Source organism: Shimia sp. MIT1388, assembly GCF_047124445.1.
Classification (GTDB): domain Bacteria; phylum Pseudomonadota; class Alphaproteobacteria; order Rhodobacterales; family Rhodobacteraceae; genus Shimia.
In genome coordinates, this window is sequence record NZ_CP138921.1 from 2,875,555 (window position 1) to 2,893,464 (window position 17,910).

General features: G+C 59.5%; 15 protein-coding genes. 4 read left to right on the forward strand and 11 right to left on the reverse strand.

Annotated features, from left to right (window positions below; translation table 11 throughout):
* Positions 1 to 7: 7 nt before the first annotated feature.
* From SIB92_RS14305 to SIB92_RS14325, 5 genes are all read right to left on the reverse strand, one after another.
* On the reverse strand, positions 8 to 1,018 hold the full coding sequence (locus tag SIB92_RS14305; RefSeq protein ID WP_412552680.1) for a hypothetical protein: 1,011 nt from the start codon (positions 1,016 to 1,018) through the stop codon (positions 8 to 10).
* Entirely contained in the window at positions 1,015 to 2,472 is a 1,458-nt protein-coding gene (flgK, locus tag SIB92_RS14310) for a flagellar hook-associated protein FlgK (RefSeq protein ID WP_412552681.1), read from the reverse strand. Before flgK ends, SIB92_RS14305 begins: the two co-directional genes overlap by 4 nt.
* Before the next feature lie 40 nt (positions 2,473 to 2,512).
* The gene (locus tag SIB92_RS14315) at positions 2,513 to 3,820 is read right to left on the reverse strand and encodes a flagellar hook protein FlgE (protein WP_412552682.1); all 1,308 of its coding nucleotides are present in this window, start codon (positions 3,818 to 3,820) and stop codon (positions 2,513 to 2,515) included.
* A 98-nt stretch (positions 3,821 to 3,918) separates the two neighbouring features.
* Complete coding sequence (locus SIB92_RS14320; RefSeq protein ID WP_412552683.1) at positions 3,919 to 4,749, reverse strand: flagellar motor protein MotB; 831 nt, start codon at positions 4,747 to 4,749, stop codon at positions 3,919 to 3,921.
* A gap of 116 nt (positions 4,750 to 4,865) precedes the next feature.
* Positions 4,866 to 5,525, reverse strand: coding sequence for a lysophospholipid acyltransferase family protein (locus SIB92_RS14325; protein ID WP_412552684.1), 660 nt, complete (start codon positions 5,523 to 5,525; stop codon positions 4,866 to 4,868).
* A 188-nt stretch (positions 5,526 to 5,713) separates the two neighbouring features.
* Between SIB92_RS14325 and SIB92_RS14330 the strand changes: the two genes are divergently transcribed.
* On the forward strand, positions 5,714 to 7,570 hold the full coding sequence (locus tag SIB92_RS14330; RefSeq protein ID WP_412552685.1) for an autotransporter assembly complex protein TamA: 1,857 nt from the start codon (positions 5,714 to 5,716) through the stop codon (positions 7,568 to 7,570).
* Positions 7,570 to 10,998, forward strand: coding sequence for a translocation/assembly module TamB domain-containing protein (locus SIB92_RS14335; protein WP_412552686.1), 3,429 nt, complete (start codon positions 7,570 to 7,572; stop codon positions 10,996 to 10,998). The genes SIB92_RS14330 and SIB92_RS14335 overlap by 1 nt, the downstream gene beginning before the upstream one ends.
* Positions 10,999 to 11,004: 6 nt before the next feature.
* On the opposite strand, the gene SIB92_RS14340 is transcribed toward SIB92_RS14335, so the two are convergent.
* The 4 genes from SIB92_RS14340 to SIB92_RS14355 all read right to left on the reverse strand — a co-directional run bounded on the left by SIB92_RS14340 (position 11,005) and on the right by SIB92_RS14355 (position 13,682).
* On the reverse strand, positions 11,005 to 11,562 hold the full coding sequence (locus SIB92_RS14340) for a TetR/AcrR family transcriptional regulator (RefSeq protein WP_412552687.1): 558 nt from the start codon (positions 11,560 to 11,562) through the stop codon (positions 11,005 to 11,007).
* Between the two features lie 171 nt (positions 11,563 to 11,733).
* A complete protein-coding gene (locus SIB92_RS14345; RefSeq protein WP_412552688.1) occupies positions 11,734 to 12,690 on the reverse strand; it encodes a PLP-dependent cysteine synthase family protein in 957 nt (318 codons plus the stop codon).
* 38 nt (positions 12,691 to 12,728) lie between these two features.
* A complete protein-coding gene (locus tag SIB92_RS14350) occupies positions 12,729 to 13,346 on the reverse strand; it encodes a GNAT family N-acetyltransferase (protein WP_412552689.1) in 618 nt (205 codons plus the stop codon).
* Positions 13,347 to 13,406: 60 nt separating this feature from the next.
* Positions 13,407 to 13,682 (reverse strand): hypothetical protein, encoded by a 276-nt coding sequence (locus tag SIB92_RS14355; RefSeq protein ID WP_412552690.1) that lies wholly within the window; start codon positions 13,680 to 13,682, stop codon positions 13,407 to 13,409.
* 223 nt (positions 13,683 to 13,905) lie between these two features.
* On the opposite strand from SIB92_RS14355, the gene SIB92_RS14360 reads away from it, so the two are divergent.
* Both SIB92_RS14360 and SIB92_RS14365 read left to right on the forward strand, forming a co-directional pair.
* The gene (locus SIB92_RS14360) at positions 13,906 to 15,051 is read left to right on the forward strand and encodes an Acg family FMN-binding oxidoreductase (protein ID WP_412552691.1); all 1,146 of its coding nucleotides are present in this window, start codon (positions 13,906 to 13,908) and stop codon (positions 15,049 to 15,051) included.
* Positions 15,038 to 15,493 (forward strand): MarR family winged helix-turn-helix transcriptional regulator, encoded by a 456-nt coding sequence (locus tag SIB92_RS14365; RefSeq protein WP_412552692.1) that lies wholly within the window; start codon positions 15,038 to 15,040, stop codon positions 15,491 to 15,493. Before SIB92_RS14360 ends, SIB92_RS14365 begins: the two co-directional genes overlap by 14 nt.
* 86 nt (positions 15,494 to 15,579) lie before the next feature.
* On the opposite strand, the gene tdh is transcribed toward SIB92_RS14365, so the two are convergent.
* Both tdh and SIB92_RS14375 read right to left on the reverse strand, forming a co-directional pair.
* Entirely contained in the window at positions 15,580 to 16,611 is a 1,032-nt protein-coding gene (tdh, locus tag SIB92_RS14370) for an L-threonine 3-dehydrogenase (RefSeq protein ID WP_412555842.1), read from the reverse strand.
* A gap of 14 nt (positions 16,612 to 16,625) precedes the next feature.
* On the reverse strand, positions 16,626 to 17,813 hold the full coding sequence (locus SIB92_RS14375) for a glycine C-acetyltransferase (protein WP_412552693.1): 1,188 nt from the start codon (positions 17,811 to 17,813) through the stop codon (positions 16,626 to 16,628).
* Between the last annotated feature and the right edge of the window lie 97 nt (positions 17,814 to 17,910).

Here is a 17,910-nt window from a genome sequence, read left to right on the forward strand (position 1 = left end):
AGATCATTCACCTTACATAATTTGCCAACGTGAGTTGGGAGAGACGCGAGGTGATCGTGTAGACCATCTCGAGTTGCACCTGCACGGCCTGCAGCTTGCCCGCCACATCCGTCTGGTCCGCAGAAAGCAGATCGCTCTGCGTCATCAGCATCGAGCTGCGCGACAGCGAATTCTCCGCCATCGCATTCGCAATACGTTCCTGATTGAAGCCGATGTCCGCGCGCACGCTTGTCAGGTTGTCCTGACCGGTCAAAAGCCGCTCGCCGGCAGTTTCCATCAGCTGTTTCTGTTCGATAAGGCTCAAGTTCAAGCCTGGATCCAAGGCCAGCGCAGCCAGTGCGGAATCCCGCATGGCCTCACGCAGTTCCGTACTGTCAGCGCGGACATTAAAGTCCGCCGACTGGTTGTCGTTCAGGCGCATTGGCGCCAGGTCATTCAAAGAGCCCATGTAGGCCCCGGTTTCAAAGCCCCCACCAGCGGACATGAAATAGTCATCCACCGCGGTCACGATGTCGGAAATAGTGACGGAGCCGGCCACGGCCGCGGAAATCTGCGTCATCATAGTGTCGGCATCAACCAACGGTGCACCGTCGGTGGCGGTGCCGGCAAAGAGGGAGCGGTCTGCGACGCGCCCGTTCAACGCGCTGACAATGGCATCAAAATCATTGCGCGCGGTTTTGGCCACACTGACCACAGAGGCCGAAAGGCCGGATTCAGAGGCAGACAAAAGATCGCGGCCCAGATCACCGGTCACGGTTTGGATCTGATCCAGAGTGGACTGCGCGGTTTCCAGAAACAGCGACGCGTCCTTGGCCGCAATGTCATAGCCTTCCAACACGGTCAGTTGACGCTCCACACCGGCAAGCATGTTGAAATCGCCTTTCAGCGCCTTCGCCACATCCGCCTTACGGCCCGAGCCCAACTCATAAGCCAGCCGGTTGAGGTCCTGCTTAACCGAAGTTGTGCGGCGCGTGTTCATCATGTGCTGCGCCATGTCACCTATCGATGTAATGGTCATGAGATCCTCAACAGTTCTTGCATCATTTCATCCACGGCCTGAATCAGCTTGGCGTTGGCCGCATAGGATTGTTCCACCAGCATCAGCATTTGTAGCTCCTGATCGGTGTCCACACCGTCAATCAGCTCCATCTCCTCAAGCGAGTTGAGGCGCGCGGAGGCAAAGGCCATATCCTGATCGCTTTGTACCCGCGCACCGGCCACGCTGGAGAGGAACTTGCCGCTCATCTCGCTCATGGAGACCGCCTTGCTGCCATAGCCGCCGGACACAGGCACAACCTGCTCCTTCATTGCGTCCAGCATCCGGTTCAGATGGGTCGCATCACCGGAATCGCCCGGCGCTGCGGCGCCCAAACCATCGCGCAGCCGCCAAGTCTCCCCGGCACCGTCAATGTCTACGAGATTGTTCAGCTCCAGCCGCCCGGCCAGACCAACCTCGTTTGCGGCGGTAAACGCCAGGCCTGCGTCGGTGAAAATACCCGCATCACCCGGTGCCAGCGTCGGGTCCATCGTCGGATCCTGAAAACGCTCCACAAGGTTTCGCGCGGCAGCATCCAGATCAGCCTGTGCCTGGGTGCCAAATTCATCGCGAATCGCAAACTGCGCCCCAATGGCGCCACCGGCGAGCGCGCCTTTGTCACTGTCGATCCGCATCGGGTAGCCGTTGATCGAAATGCCGTTCAGCAGGCCATTGGCCTCGGTCATATGGGGCTCAACTGTGCCCACCTCGGTGAACTCGATTGTCGCCGCTTTGCCATCCAGCAACACCGCACCATTGGTTGTGTAAAGCGCCACGCCGCCGCGATCACGCGGGGTCAAACGCACCGGCACCAACTCGCCAATCTGGTCAATCAACACCTGACGCTGATCTTCCAGCGAGGCGGTTTCCTGCCCCTGGTTGATCGCCAGAGAAATCTTGCGGTTCACCTCTTCGGTTTCTTTCAGAAGGCCGTTTAGGCTCTCCACCATATTGCCGATGTTGGTGTCCGCCTCGGTGCGCATTTTCTGAATGCCGTCGGATGCATCATTAAACGCATTGGCGATGCGCTCCGCGTCCTGGGACATATTGGCAAGACGAATGTCGCTGTCCGGCGCACCGGTGGCCATCGCCATCGAGCTTTCAAACGCCGCCATCACACCTGACAGGCTGGTTGGGTCATCCGGCGTGCCCACCACCTTTTCCAGGCGGTTGTAAAACGCGCTGGTGCCGCTGGCCAAAGCGGTGCCTGCATCGGCCAACCGACGCTCGGCGATGGTCACCGGGTTCACGTTGCGAGACGTACCCTCCAGTTTCACACCGCCGGAATAGCCATAAAGTGCGGCGGATTGACTGAGAGACCGCCGCCCATAACCTTCGGTCATGGCATTGGAGATGTTGGAAGACACCACCTCTGCCCGGCGCGCTGAGGCCGTCAGTCCAGTAAGTGCATTGGACAGAGCGCTTGAAATGCTCATGCTTTTCCTTTCCGGCCTACAACGGCCTCGGCGCGATTACTTAACGTTTGATATTGGTGGTTTCCTGCAGCATCTCGTCCACGGTCTGGATGACCTTGGCGTTGGTGCTGTAGGCACGTTGGGTCTGGATCATGTCGGTCAGTTCACCCGCCACATCGGTGGCCGATTCCTCACGGACATAAGACAGAAGTTCCCCAGAGGGGCCGGTACCGGCGTCCCACATGAAATACGGACCACTTTCATTGGATGGCACGTAGGTCTGGAAGTCCAAAGAGATATCCAGGCCGTTCGGGTTTGGCACGTCCACCAGCGGAATCTGCGCGATGGTGCGGGTGATCCCGGTGTCAAAATAGGCGTGTACAAAGCCGTTGTTGTCCACCTCAACAGAGGTCATGGAGCCAACCGGCGCGCCATCTTTGTCAATGTTCAGAGGGGCATAGTCATCACCCAGCTGGCTCATGCCGCCTTCGGTGCCAAGCATCCCGATGCTCAGTTCCAGCGGGCCGCCCGCCACGTTCAGGATCGCACTGCCGGTCAGTGGGTCATACGCGCCACCGGGAGGGTTGGACACAACACCCTGCAACAGACCACCAGAGGTCCGGCCATCGTCAAAGGTCATGGTGTAGTCGCCGATGATCGCGCCACCGGAGGCCGAATCGCGGATCACCATGTTCCACTCGTTGGACGCACCCGCCGCTGGCACGGTTGGCGTAAATTCAATGCTCAGGGTTTCCGCTTGACCCAGGTTGCCATGGTATTCGATGGTCAGCGTTTCCATGGTACCCGCAGCGCCCGCCACGGTAGAAGTCGCTGGAAGGTTCACACCGAGATCAACCGCGGTGGTTGGAGAGCCAACCAGCTGCGAGGTCAACAAACGCACAGGGCTCAGGCCGGTGTCTGTGTCACGTGGATAGTTTGGCACGGTGCCATCGGCATTTGCAGGCCAGCCCATCAGGGTCAGGCCCGCCTCGGAGACCAGATAGCCATCTTCATCCGGACGGAAAGAGCCAGTTGTGGCCAGCATCATGGGAGGGCTGGTGTCACCAGCTTTAATCGAGGTCGCCGGAGACACGGGCAGGAAGCCGCGACCACGTACCGCCAAATCGGTCGGGTTGGTGGTCGGCGTCAGCGAGCCGCCTTCATCAATCAAACGGCGGGAGGTCGCCTGCACGCCCCCTGCGGAATATTTACCACCACTGGCACCGGTCACCATCGACTGGAAATCAGTCTCAACCCGGCGATAGCCATAGGTCGCAGAGTTCGCGATGTTGTCAGAGATGGTCGCCAGTCGGGTGGCATTGGCATTGAGCCCGGCCACACCGGCATTAAGCGAAGAGGAAATCGACATGGTACGCCTTTCTGCTGTATCAATTCGGTCGTCGTCTGTTTGGTTACGACAATCGGAATTAACAGCGGCCTAACGGCGTACCATATTTCCTTTTAGCGTCAGCGATCCGATCGCAGCAGGATGATCTCAATCCTGTTATTGCGCAGGTCCCGCGGCACATTGGACACCGGTTCGCGATCCGCATGACCGGTCACCCGCGCCACCCGTTCGGTCTCCAAACCATAGGTTTCCATCAGCTTTCGCAGCTCATTGGCGCGAATCGATGACAGCTGCCAGCTTGGATTTTCCCGCACGGTGATCACGCTGGTGCGCACATGGCCTTCCACTGCGACGTCATTGGTCACCATATTGGACACCTCCGCCAGCACCTTGGCCAAATCCACCAGAATGGGCATCGGCACCGCGCTCTTGGGCTTAAACAAACGCTCTTCTTCGGAATCAAAGATCTCGATCACCAGGCCCTCGTCGGTCAGACGAGTCACCACATGCTTGAGCACATTGTCGGCCAACAGGCTTTCACCACCGCCACCAATCAGCATGTCTTCGACTTTTTCAAAGTCCTGATCTTCGCCTTTGCTGCCTGGCTGCTCGAACTCCACCGGATCCGGGTTGTCCTTCAACGCCGTCGGCAAGCCACCCACACCGGTTTGCGACAGGATGTTATGCTCCTGCACGCTGTCACCGCCAAACATGGCGTTGCCGCCACCGGACACTTTGTTCAATGGCACCGTTGGGCTGAAGAATTCTGCAATCCCCAGCCGTTGTTGTTCTGTTGTCGCGTTGATCAGCCACATCAGCAAAAAGAATGCCATCATGGCGGTCACAAAATCCGCGTATGCAATTTTCCACGCCCCACCGTGGTGTCCGTCGCCTGCGATGACCTTCTTACGTTTAATGATCACCGGAGCGCCGTTGGAACTATCAGCCATCGCCGTCACCCTTTTTCTCACCCTGACAACGACACCTAAACGCCAGCTCTTACCCCCACCTTAACATATGGAATACATGAGAAATTTTAGGGATTTTCCGCCTCCGGCAGACCCGTCTAATCTGCCAAATATGCGTTCAAAATTTGCATAAAATCGCGCCGGTCCAAACCGGCCTCAATAGGGGGGCCGATCTGCACCTCAATCACCCCCGGATACTTCAACCACGTGCCCCGTGGCCAGACCGCACCCGAGGTCAAACGCACCGGCACCGCCGGCACACCGGCCAGTTGGTAGAGCACACCGACCCCGGCTTGCAGCTCAGACTTCTCTTGCCGCCGGGTCCCACTGGGAAAGATCAGCAAACGCCGACCATCTTTGACTGCCGTCACGCCCGCGCGAAACCCTTCGCGCATCGCGTCGCCACCGGGTTCCACCGGAATATGCCCCAAAGCCCGCGCCACCGGCCCAAACACCGGATAGGAAAAAATCGGCTTCTTGGCGAACATCACTGGATAGTCAAACAGGGCATGAAAAAACAGCGTCTCCCAAGTGCTCTCATGCTGGGACGCAATCAGCACCGGCCCTTCCGGCACATTGTCCAGCCCCACAAGGCGGTAGTCGATGCCACATACGATCCGCAGCAGCCAGCGCAGAACCGACAAATACCCATCCGCCAGGCGCCGCCCCCCGTCCGGCGCGCAACGTTGAAACACCCACAGCAGCAAAAACGGCACCATGGCGATCGCAGCCAACCCGTAAAACAGCAGGCTTCGCACAAAGACGACAGGAAGGGACCGTTGCAGCCTATGCATAAGAATTCTCAAGACAATGTGCCTCTGTCATACGCCGGGATCATCGGATTGCCTAGCGCCACGTCGCCGATCCGCTGCAAAGTATGTGATTGCCGTATGGCCACAGAGTCACGCTTGGTCTAGTCTGCCGATGAGGGGCAACGTTCTGCCTGTTGCCCAAGCATTTTGAAGAGTTTTTGGCGCGCATGGGGGATGCTTTGCAGACAGGCGCACGACGGGTCCTATTTTCGGGCAAGGCCACGCTGTTGGCCACAACCCTGTGCGCCGGGCTGGCCCTGCCCGCACAGGCGTTTGACATTCAACTGACAACCTCAAACGGTGACGAAGACCTGCAAGCACGCTTGCTGGCCGCTACCCTGACCTCTGCCGCCAAGGAAGAGGGCAGCAGTGATCCGCAGGACATCATTGCCGCTGCCCAATCCGACTACCGCCGCCTGGTCAGCACACTCTATTCCTTGGGGCACTTCAGCCCAAGCGTGTCCATCCGCGTGGACGGGCAAGAGGCGCACAACATCTCACCCTTCGCCACCAAATCCTCGGTGGGACAGGTGGTGTATCAGGTCGACCCCGGCCCGAACTTCAAATTTGGCAAAACCGAAATCGCCCCCATTGTTCCAGCCACAGAACTGCCAGAGGGCTTTGCCCCCAACCAGCCCGCCAGCCTGCCGGAAATCGAAAACGCCGCCCGCGCTGGCGTGGACGGCTGGCGCGATGAAGGCCACGCCAAGGCCAAAGTCAGCGACCAGACCATCACCGCCGATCACCGCAAGGCCACGCTGGACGTCGATCTGACCATGGAACCCGGCCCCAAGCTGACCTTCGGCAAGCTGATCTATGAAGATCAATCCAACGTGCGCCCCGAACGGGTGCGTGAGATCGCCGACCTGCCGGAAGGCGAAACCTTCAGCCCACAAACCGTCGCCCAAGTCACCTCCCGTCTGCGCCGTACAGAAACCTTCCGCACCATCGACCTGCGCGAGGCTGATGAACCCAACCCGGACGGCTCGCTGGATATGGAACTTGCGCTGGTGGACAACCCACCGCGCCGGATTGGCTTTGGTGCCGAACTCGAAAGTCGTGATGGCCTGAGCCTCTCGGCCTATTGGATGCACCGCAACCTCAATGGCGGGGGAGAGAACCTGCGTTTTGATTTCTCCATCGAAAATCTTGGCGCGCAAAACAGCGGCGTGAACTACAGCCTCGGCACGCGCTACTCCCGCCCGGCCACCTTTGGCGCCAACACCGCACTGACCTTGGGCGCCGAACTCAAGCAAGAAGACGAAGACCTCTACTTCTTGCGCAGCCTGTCTCTGGGCGTTGGCGTAAAAACCATCCATTCAGAGCGGTTTGAGACCACCGCCGGTCTGGGTCTTTATTTCTCTGACGTGGACGACAACTACGGCAAACGCCAACTGCATCTGATTGGGGTGCCGGTAACCACCAAGATGGACCGGCGTGACAACATCGCCAACCCGACCCGTGGATACTACATCGAGGGCAACGCCTTCCCCTATTATGGCTACGCCGAAGCGGACAGCGCCCTCTACCTCAAAGGCGATCTGCGCGGCTATCGTGGCTTTGGGGCAGACAATGGCGTGATCGCTGCGGGCCGTTTGCAATTTGGCACCATCCTGGGTCCCTCCATCCGCAACACCCCGCCCGACCTGTTGTTTTACTCCGGCGGCGGTGGCACCGTGCGTGGTCAGCCCTATCAGTCCAACTTCGTGACCGTAAATGGCATCGACAGCGGCGGCCTGTCCTTCCTAGGGCTTTCCGGTGAGATGCGGGTGAAAATCAACAATCACTTCTCCGCCGTGGCCTTCTATGACGCCGGTTTTGTTGGCGAGAAGTCAGACTTCAGCGGCGACGGCAAATGGCACTCGGGTGCTGGTCTGGGTGTGCGCTACAACACCGGATTTGGCCCCTTGCGCCTTGACCTCGCCGCGCCTGTAGAAGGCGACACCGGCGACGGCTTGCAACTCTACATCGGGATTGGACACGCTTACTGATGCGGTATCTTGCGCTTCTCCTCTGCCTGATCTGGCCCCTGACACTCTCCGCTCAAGACGCGGACCAGCAAGAGGCCAGTGACGAAGACAAGGGTATGCTGACCAACTTCCTGGAGGATGCCCTGTCCGGCGAAGGCCGCACGGTTGAGGTGATCGGCCTCAAAGGCGCGATCAGCTCTAACGCCACGGTAGAAGAGATTCGCATGTCAGACGCCGATGGCACCTGGCTGACCATGCGCGGCATGACGCTGAACTGGAACCGCCTCGCCGTGCTGCGCGGCAACATCAACGTCAACGAGCTGAGCGCAGACGAGATCATCCTCGCCCGCGCTCCAGCGCCAAACCCAAGCGCGCCCCCCACGGCAGAAGCCACGCCATTTTCGCTGCCTGAACTGCCTGTCAGCATCAACATCCAGTCCCTGAAGGCTGACCGCATCACATTGGGTGAAAGTTTTCTGGGCGAAGAGCTCAACCTTTCCCTGAACGCGCGCCTGATCCTCGAAGGCGGCAGCGGCGAGGCGCTGTTGTCCGCCGCGCGGCTTGATGGCCCTGCCGCGCGTTTTGCATTGGATGGTGCCTTCTCCAACGAGACCCGCCAACTGCGCGTAGACCTGCAAGTACACGAAGACGCCGGCGGACTATTGGTGACCCAAGCCAAAATCCCCGGCGAGCCACCCATGGCGCTCACCGTTCTTGGCGAAGGCCCACTGGATGATTTCATTGCCGACATTCTGTTGACCAGCGACGGCGAACGGCGCCTGGCAGGCTCTGTCGAACTGGCCACCGAGCCCGGCGCTACGCCGGAAGATACCCCCACACAGGTGGTCCGCGCCGATCTCGGCGGCAATATGGCGCCGCTCTTTGCGCCGGACTATAAAGATTTCCTGGGCGAAAACATCGGCTTCAGCACCCTGCTGCGCCGCTTTGGTGATGGCCGCATCACGCTGCAACAGCTTCTGCTCAGCTCGCGCTCCTTGAACCTGAACGGGGAAATGGCGATAGACGCAAACGGTCTGCCAGACAGCTTTGATCTCGACATCCAACTGCGCGACGACACTGGCAAACCCGTACTGCTGCCGCTCAAAGGCCCAAAGAATTACGTGCAAAGCGCCGAACTTGCGGCGAAGTTCAACCATGCGGATGGCGACCGCTGGACCCTCAGCGGCACCATGGATGAGGTGCAAACCGACACGCTCACGCTGGCCCGCGTGGCGCTGTTTGGCGAAGGCACCCTTCAAGAGACGCCCACTCCACGTGTCGAGGCACAATTGCAAATGGGCATGCGGGGCCTCGAACTCTCGGACCCGGACCTTGCCAGGGTGGTCGGGGCCAACGGCGGCTTTCAAGGCGATGTGGTTTGGGAAAAAGGCGCTGGCGTGACCCTCTCCAATTACAGCCTGCGCACCAATAGCCTGGGCTCACAGGGCAACGTGCATGTCACCGGCAGCGGTCAGGACCTGACCATCGACACTGATGCCACACTTGAAGTTGCCGACATCTCCCTGTTTGCGCCATTTGCCAAGCGCGATCTCAGCGGCCGCTTGTCTGCGGTGCTCAACGGCGCGGTACTGCCGATTTCCCAGAGCTTCGACCTGACACTCAGCGCCACAGGCCAAGACCTTGCCATTTCAGACGACCGCGCGGACGCCTTGCTGGCAGGTGAAAGCACGCTGAAAATCTCGGCCAAACGCGATGAGACCGGCATCACCATCCGCGAAGCAGACGTGAAAACCGCTCAACTCTCCGCCTCAGGGTCTGGTACCCTTGCCAGCCAAAACAGCGACCTCACCTTTGAAGCGGCGCTCAACGAGGTCGCCTTGCTGCTCGAAGGCGTGAATGGCCCCGCCACCGCCAAAGGCCGCGCCGTGCAAACCGGTGCGGATTGGGCCTTTGACCTCTCCGCCACCGCCCCGGCACAGACCACCGCCACCATCCGCGCCACGCTGCCACAATCCGGCAATGGCGCAGCTGACGTGGACCTCGAAGTCGGCCAGGTGCAGGTGTTTGTACCCGAATTGCCCGGCAAAGCGCGTATTCAAGCCTCTGCCGAACAAGCCCCCAACGGCTGGCAAGTCGCCTTCAACGGCACCGGCCCGTTTGACACCCGCGGCACAGGCAAAGGGTTGATTGATCCGGCAGGCAGCGCCAACGATTTTGAAGTAAGTGGCACCGTACCGCTTGCCGCCGCCAACGTCTTCCTACAACCCAACTCCATCCAAGGCATCGCCAACTATGACCTGCGCCTCAAGGGCGCACTGGGGCCGGAGGCCGTCACCGGTACCGTCACTTTGGGCGGCGCCCGCTTTGTGTTGCCTGACTTGCGTGTGGCCTTTGAGGACATTCGCGGCTCTGTTGGTCTCAACGGCCGTGCGGCGGACCTCAACATCACCACGCAGTTCTCCGGCGGCGGCCAGATTGGTGTGAACGGCAACGTGGCCCTCGCACCGCCATTCTCCGCCAACCTGCCGGTCACCCTGACCGACATCATCATCCAACAGGGGCAGCTTCTGAAAACCGAGGTGGATGGCACCATCACCCTCTCCGGCCCCCTCACCGGCGGCGGTAACATCGCGGGCAACATCGTGCTCGGCAAAACCGACATCCACGTCACGCCGGTTGGACTCGCAGGCGCAGGGCCAATCCCTGACATCCGCCACATCAACGAGCCGTCCAAAGTGCGCCTGACACGCGACCGCGCGGGCCTCATCGCCAAAGAAAAAGGTGGCTCCTCCGCCCCGCCTTTTGGTCTCGACATCAACATTCAAACCGGCGAGCGCATCGCCGTTCGGGGCCTTGGCCTGAATGCAGACTTCAACGGCGGCATGCAAATTGGCGGCACCACCAATGACATCCGCCCCAATGGCGAGATCGACCTGATCCGCGGCCGCCTGTCCTTCCTGTCCAAAAACTTCGAACTGGACGAAGGCCGCATCTCCATGTTGGGCGATCTGGTCCCGACCATGCGCGTGGTCGCGATTTCTGAACAACCCGACGCAACCATCTACGTGATCCTGGATGGCCGCCTCGACGATCCCAAGATTGAGCTCGAAAGCGACCCGGACCTGCCCGAGGACGAGGTGCTCTCCCAACTGCTGTTTGGCCGCGACCTCTCCAGTATCTCCGCCCTGCAAGCCGCGCAACTGGCCGCCGCTTTGGCGCAACTCTCTGGCGCTGGCCCACAAGGCCCGCGTTTGGGTGAAAATTCCGGTCTGGATGACCTTGGACTGACTTTTGATGAATCCGGCACGCCCGGTTTGCGCGCCGGCAAATACATCAACGAAAACGTCTACACAGAGGTTGGCGTGGACAGCAAAGGCAAAAGCTCGATCAGCCTCAACCTCGACGTCTCCGACAGCCTGACGGTGAAAGGCAAGGTCGGCTCTGATGATGACACCGGCATCGGCATCTTCTTCCAGCGCGACTATTAAACCAGCTTAAGCCTCGGTCCGCACCCCGTGCAGACACAGCCGGTGCACCAGCTCCCGCATCTCGTCGGTCAGCGTCACGCCCAGTGAACGCTGCCATTTCAGCGTATTACGCACACCGCCACCGATGTAGCCACCAATCACGCCAACATCGCCTGCGATCACCCAGCCCTCGTCCTGCAACTGCCGCAGCAGGCCCGCGATAAAATCCGATGTTCGGTTGAAACTGTCGAGCACCTCGTCACGCGGCAACAAGGGCACATTGGACAGATACTCATGCAGGTCAGCGTGGTTCTCATTGTACCAAACAAAGTCAATCTGCCGATCGATGTAGGCCTTTAGCCGCTCTGGTGCAGGCAGGCTCGGATCGTCGCCAGCCACCAACGCTTGTTCCACAATCGCGCCCAACTCTTCATAGACTGCACGGATCAGCACATCTTTGTTTTCGAAATGATTATAGAGCGACCCGGTCGCAACCCCGGCCTGCTTGGCAATCTTGCTCATCGACGCTTGTGTGCCATGTGCCACCAGCATCGCTGCGGTGGCGTCTAAAATCTTCTCGCGCATGTGGCTCGGTGTCCCGTTGGCTGGCTTTATTGGCGCAGTGAACAGATGTTCACTTTGCGCCATGCACCCTAGGGGGAGCGGCCTGCGCAAACAAGGCCCTCGTCAGGACCCAATAAACATTGGACAAATGTATATTGGATACAATTATGGCATGTCGAGAAATACCGGCCCTTAATCCCACAAATCGGTCGACAGGTATTTGAGCCCGCTGTCGCAGATCACCACTGCAACGACCCCGCCTTTTTCCGGCCCTGCCAAAAGCTGCAACGCGGCTGCGACATTGGCCCCCGCAGAGAACCCACCAAAGACACCCTCTTCCTTGGCCAAAGCCTGCGCCGTGGTCCGCGCCATATCCCCATCCACGGTCAGGTAGCCGTCAACAGACACATCTTGCAGGAAGTCCAACTCCGCCATGCTGTAGCCCCCGCCCTGGATAGGATGATCCGGCGCAGTCACCTCTGCACCAGCCAAAGCGGCCGCCCCTTCCGGCTCCACCAAATAGCCGCGCACCTCAGGGTTCTTGGCCCGCAACCCCGCAATTGTGCCGCCATAGGTCCCGCCAGACCCGGCAAAATCCGCAAATGCTGTTACCAGACCGTCGCTATCGGCCCAAATCTCGGGCGCCGTGGTTTCATAATGCGCCGCCGCATTGCCCGCGTGATGGAACTGATCCGCCCGAAACGCCCCACGCGCCGCCACAATCTCCTGTGCCACCCGATCCACCTCTGCCAAGTCTGCGCCAGACACCCGCCCCGGCGTCGACCCCGGCAATTGATCCACAAGCACGACCTCCGCGCCCAGCGCTGCCATCATACGCGCCCGCTCCACCGAGTTGCCCCGGCTCATCACTGCCACAAAAGGGAAACCCATCAACCCGCAGACGATCGCCAACCCCGTGCCCATATTGCCGCTGGTCAACTCCACCACGGTCTGACCGGGCCGCAACGATCCATCCGCTACCGCCCGTTCAATAATCCCCTTGGCTGCCCGATCTTTCTTGGAAAACCCCGGGTTCAAATAATCCAGCTTCGCCAAGATACGCCCGTCCAGCCCACGCGCCGCCACCATGCGATCCAGCCACACAGAGGGCGTTCCGCCAATCACATCCAACATTGAGTTCGCAGCCATGTGAAATTCCCAATCTGCCAATTGCCTTTAAAAACGCTCTAAGGCCGTCCCATCCAGCAGGTGTTCTCCGCAAACGTCCCGTCCGGCTGACGCAACCGTTCAAACCCCATCGCCTGCCAAAAGGCGATACCACCGTCATTCTTCGGGTCCGCGCCAATATGCACCGGCCCCACACCCAATGCCTGCGCCACAGTCAGCCAGGTTTCAAACAGCCGCCGCCCCAGTCCGCCGCCACGCGCTTCCGGCATCAGGTTCATATGCATATGCGCTGGATATGGATCGGCCACATAGTCCGGCGTGGGCACCGGATGGTGTATCCAATCGGCCCGCTTCTCATCCTCGGACCACGCTGCCCGCTGGTCCACATCAGGGGCACGATATTGCCCTCGCAAGGCGGGCCACCATGCCTCCTCAAGCTGCGCCTCATAGGCTCGACTGTCGACCACGCCACAGACATAACCCGCGACCTGCCCGTCAACCTCGGCGACAAACACCAATTCCGGCGCCAAAACCACGTAAGGCGCCGTGTAGATATGTCCGAGCATTTTAGGATCTTGGTAGAGCGGCGTTGCATCGTCCCCGGCCACGCCGGTTTGCACCACCATCTCATACAGCCGCTCTTGATCGGCCAAAGTTGCCGGTCGGATCACACCCATGTCCTGCCTCCTGAAACGCAGAATCGTTGTAGCAACCTCACACGTTTTACGCGAGAAATCTTAGGCCCGCTGCGGCATCCAACGCTGGAACGCACCAACGGTCGCCCCAATCATAACGCCAAGCCCATAGGCACCCGGACCACCCAGATCAAACCGGAAGTCCACAATTACCCCTTGCGGCACGTAGAACCCGTAAGCCAGCGCAGGCACAGCGGCCAAAAGCAGTAACATAAACCCAGCTGTTGGGTCTTTGCGGTTGATGTTTTTGGCCACCAACAGCGCTCCAATGGCCGCTGGCAAGGCAATTACAAGAATGATGTAGAAAGCAATAAGCATGTCAGAAGTCTCCTTTTGCGGAGCGATGGCGAGTGCCTTGGCTTTGGCCTCTCGGAGGCGGGACCGTGCCCCTTTCCTCAATGCGTAAATGGGGGCGCTGCACCCGTTTTTCAATAGTACGCTTGTTAAATTCCTTTCGCGACACCCTCAAGATAGGCTTCCCGCTTGACTTAGTACGACTTCGCACTATTTAGTACGACATCGCACAAACTGAGGTCACCCTATGAACATCACCCGTCGAAAAACACTCGCCCTGATTGGCGGCGGTGTCATCGCCGCTGCAGCAGCCACCGGATACGCCGTAACCCGCAGCCCCTCGGAGGCCCTCGCGCCTTGGGACTTGGCCGGAACCTATAAAGACGCCCGTAAAAAAGCCCTGTCCTTTGCACTGCTGGCGCCCAACCCGCACAATCGCCAGCCTTGGATTGTGGACCTGTCCAAAGACAGCGAAGTCACCTTGTTTGCCGATCTGGACAAGCTGCTGCCGGAAACCGATCCACTGAACCGCCAAATCACAATTGGGTTGGGATGCTTCCTTGAGGTCATGCGTATGGCCGCCGCGCAAGACGGCTATCGCGTGGACCTCACACTCTTCCCCGAAGGTCAAAACGACTCTCATTTGGACACGCGTCCCATCGCCCATGCGGTTTTCATCAAAGATGTTACCCAGAAACCTGATCCGCTGTTTCAACACGTGATGTCCCGCCGCTCCAACAAAGAGCCGTTTGACACCTCCCGCGCTGTCATGCCCGACGCGTTGACTCAACTGGCCAGAACACTTGGTCATGGCGTGCAGTTTGGCGGTTCCGTGGATGCTCAAGACGTTGCAGAACTGCGGGACCTCACCCACACCGCGCTTCAGATCGAGGTCGAAACACCTAACACCTACCAGGAAAGCGTGGACCTGTTCCGCATCGGCCATCGTGAGGTCAACGCCAATCCGGATGGCATCGACTTCTCCGGCCCCCTGTTTGAAACGCTCCATCTCACCGGCCTGTTCACCCGAAAATCGGCGACAGACACCACCTCGACGGCCTACAAATCCGGTCTCGACGCCGTTTTTGCCAACACCGACACCGCCATGGGGCACATTTGGCTGGTGACAGAAACCAACACGCGGGAAGACCAGATCACAGCCGGTCAAAACTGGGTACGGGTCAATCTGGCCACCACTGCCCTTGGCCTCGGGCTGCAGCCGCTGAGCCAGGTGCTGCAAGAATACCCCGAAATGGACAGCCCCTATCAGACCGTTCACAACCGCCTTGCGCCAAACGGCGGAACGGTTCAAATGCTGGGACGTATCGGATACGGTCCCCAGGTGGCGCCAAGTCCACGCTGGCCATTGGAGGCAAAGATTGCCCAAACCTGAGCAGACAATCCCAACTATTTTTCGCTTCTTCAACGAAGTGGGGATTATCAATCAGCTCTCAAGCCGCCTGTTTGAAACCCGTCTGCCAGACGGGTTTCTGGTGTCTCATTTCACCGTGCTCAATCACCTGACACGATTGGGCGACGGGCGCACGCCAATGGACATCGCCACCGCGCTTCAAGTGCCCAAAACCTCTCTGACCCACACCCTGTCCGGCCTCAGCAAGGCCGGATTGGTCACGCTGGAACCCAACCCCAAAGACGCGCGCTCCAAATGCGTCATGCTGACAGAGGCTGGCCGACAATTTCGCGAAGATGCCATCGCCGCGCTTGGCCCGGACATGATGGATGTGGCAGCGCATTTCCCGCCGGAACGCATTGCCGAAGCCCTGCCGCTGCTCGAAGACATCCGCGCCTTTCTGGACAAACGCCGAGACGGCTAACCGCCGCAAAAAAAGCCGCCCAAGCTTTCACAGTCCCAAAAACCCTGGGGGAGTCTCATCACCGATGGGACGGGAGCAAAGCCCCCTCAGATGGTCCAATCCAAGACAACCTTTCCCGACTTGCCACTCTTCATCGCCACAAACCCGTCTTTGAACTGCGCAGCCGGCATCTGGTGGGTGATCACCCGGCTGACGTCCAAACCGTTCTGCAACATGGCAATCATCTTGTACCAAGTCTCAAACATCTCACGCCCATAGACGCCTTTGATGGTGATCGCCTTAAACACAATCCGCGACCAGTCTACCGGCGACTTCCCCGGCGGAATGCCCAGCAGCGCAATCTTGCCGCCCATCACCAGCGCCTCCACCATCTGGTCCAGCGCCGCTTGGGAGCCACTCATCTCAAGGCCCACATCAAAACCTTCTTTGAGCCCCAGCTCATGCATCACGTCCTGCAGGTCTTCGGAGGCCACATTCACCGCCCGCGCATTGGGCACCACGTGCTCCGCCAAGGCCAGCCGGTCTGGATTGATGTCCGTGATCACCACATGCCGCGCGCCCGCATGTTTCACCACCGCTGCCGCCATGATCCCAATCGGCCCCGCGCCAGTGATCAGCACGTCCTCGCCCAGCAGATCAAAGCTCAAGGCCGTGTGCACCGCATTGCCCAGCGGGTCCAAAATCGCGCCAATCTCATCGGGAATGTCATCCGGCAAAGGCACCACATTAAACGCGGGCAGGCGCAGATACTGCGCAAACGCACCCTGCACGTTCACCCCGATGCCACGTGTCCCGGGATCGAGGTGAAACTTCCCCGCCCGCGCCTGCCGGCTCTCATGGCCAATGATATGCCCCTCACCGGAACAACGCTGACCTATGCTGAGCCCCTCGACATTGCGGCCCATCTCGACAATCTCGCCAGCAAACTCATGGCCCGTGATCATCGGCACTGGCACCGTCGCGCTGGCCCAGTCGTCCCAGTTCCAGATGTGAATGTCCGTGCCACAAATCCCGGTCTTGTTGATCTTGATCAGCACCTCATCCGGCCCAGTCTCCGGCACCGGCGCCTGCACCATCCACAGCCCTTCCTCAGGCTTGGATTTCTCCAGCGCGGTCATGGTGTTGGGCTTGCTCATGAGATGATCCCCAACGCCTTACCCACCTTGCCAAAGGCCGCCAGCGCCCGGTCCAACTCATCCCGTGTCAGCGCCGCATTCATCTGCGTGCGGATCCGCGCCTGCCCGCGGGGCACCACCGGGAAGAAGAAACCGGACACATAGACCCCTTCCTCAAACAGCTTTGCCGCCATCTCCTGCGCCAAGGTCGCCTCACCCAGCATCACCGGAATGATCGGGTGCTCGCCCGGTAGGATCTCAAACCCCAGCTTTTCCAAGCCCGCCCGCCAGTACTGGGCATTCTCACGCAACCGCGCTCGGTCCTCAGCGCCGTCTTCCACCAACCGGATCGCTTTCAACCCAGCCGCCACAATGCTGGGCGGCAGCGAATTGGAAAACAAATACGGCCGCGCCCGTTGACGCAACAGATCGATCACCGGCTGCGGCCCGGCAATATAGCCGCCAATCGCCCCGCCCAGCGCCTTGCCCAATGTGCCGGTCAGGATATCCACATCGACCCCAAAGTGATCCGGCGTGCCGGCCCCATTTGGCCCCATAAACCCGGTAGCGTGACAGTCATCGACCATCACCACCGCATCGTATTTCTTGGCCAGTCGCGTGATCTCCGGCAGGTTGGCGAGATAGCCGTCCATGGAAAACACACCATCCGTGGCAATCATAATGTGCCGCGCGCCTTCGTTGCGTGCGTGCTGCAACATCGCTTCCAAATCCGCCATATCGTTGTTGGCATAACGATAGCGCTTGGCCTTACACAGGCGGATTCCATCAATGATCGACGCGTGGTTCAAACTGTCCGAGACAATCGCATCTTCCTTGGTCAACAGCGGCTCAAACAACCCGCCATTGGCGTCAAAACAGGCGGCAAACAGGATCGAATCGTCTTTGCCCAGAAAGCGCGCCAGCTTTTGCTCCAACTCCCGGTGAATGTCTTGCGTGCCGCAGATAAACCGCACCGAGGCCATGCCAAACCCGCGCGGGTCCATAGCGTCTTTCGCCGCTGCAATCAGCGCCGGATTGTCCGCCAGCCCAAGATAGTTGTTGGCACAGAGGTTGATGACCTCCCGATCTCCCACCTGAATTTCGCCACCTTGGGGCGACGTAATCATACGCTCTGTCTTCATCAGCCCCTCGGCCTCAATGGTGGTGAGCGTGTCGCGGATGTCGGTCAAGAAAGCGTCGGACATGGGGGTTCTCCATAATGATGGACAACTATCTACCATAACGGAATTATATCCGTGAAGAGGGAAATTCACCATAACGGACAAAAATCCGAAATTCAGG

Coding starts and splice junctions, on each gene's coding strand:
- SIB92_RS14305 (WP_412552680.1), bottom strand. CDS start 1,018: ATGACCATTACATCGATAGGTGACATGGCGCAGCACATGATGAACACG.
- flgK (WP_412552681.1), bottom strand. CDS start 2,472: ATGAGCATTTCAAGCGCTCTGTCCAATGCACTTACTGGACTGACGGCC.
- SIB92_RS14315 (WP_412552682.1), bottom strand. CDS start 3,820: ATGTCGATTTCCTCTTCGCTTAATGCCGGTGTGGCCGGGCTCAATGCC.
- SIB92_RS14320 (WP_412552683.1), bottom strand. CDS start 4,749: ATGGCTGATAGTTCCAACGGCGCTCCGGTGATCATTAAACGTAAGAAG.
- SIB92_RS14335 (WP_412552686.1), top strand. CDS start 7,570: ATGCGGTATCTTGCGCTTCTCCTCTGCCTGATCTGGCCCCTGACACTC.
- SIB92_RS14340 (WP_412552687.1), bottom strand. CDS start 11,562: ATGCGCGAGAAGATTTTAGACGCCACCGCAGCGATGCTGGTGGCACAT.
- SIB92_RS14345 (WP_412552688.1), bottom strand. CDS start 12,690: ATGGCTGCGAACTCAATGTTGGATGTGATTGGCGGAACGCCCTCTGTG.
- SIB92_RS14350 (WP_412552689.1), bottom strand. CDS start 13,346: ATGGGTGTGATCCGACCGGCAACTTTGGCCGATCAAGAGCGGCTGTAT.
- SIB92_RS14355 (WP_412552690.1), bottom strand. CDS start 13,682: ATGCTTATTGCTTTCTACATCATTCTTGTAATTGCCTTGCCAGCGGCC.
- SIB92_RS14360 (WP_412552691.1), top strand. CDS start 13,906: ATGAACATCACCCGTCGAAAAACACTCGCCCTGATTGGCGGCGGTGTC.
- tdh (WP_412555842.1), bottom strand. CDS start 16,611: ATGACCGCGCTGGAGAAATCCAAGCCTGAGGAAGGGCTGTGGATGGTG.
- SIB92_RS14375 (WP_412552693.1), bottom strand. CDS start 17,813: ATGTCCGACGCTTTCTTGACCGACATCCGCGACACGCTCACCACCATT.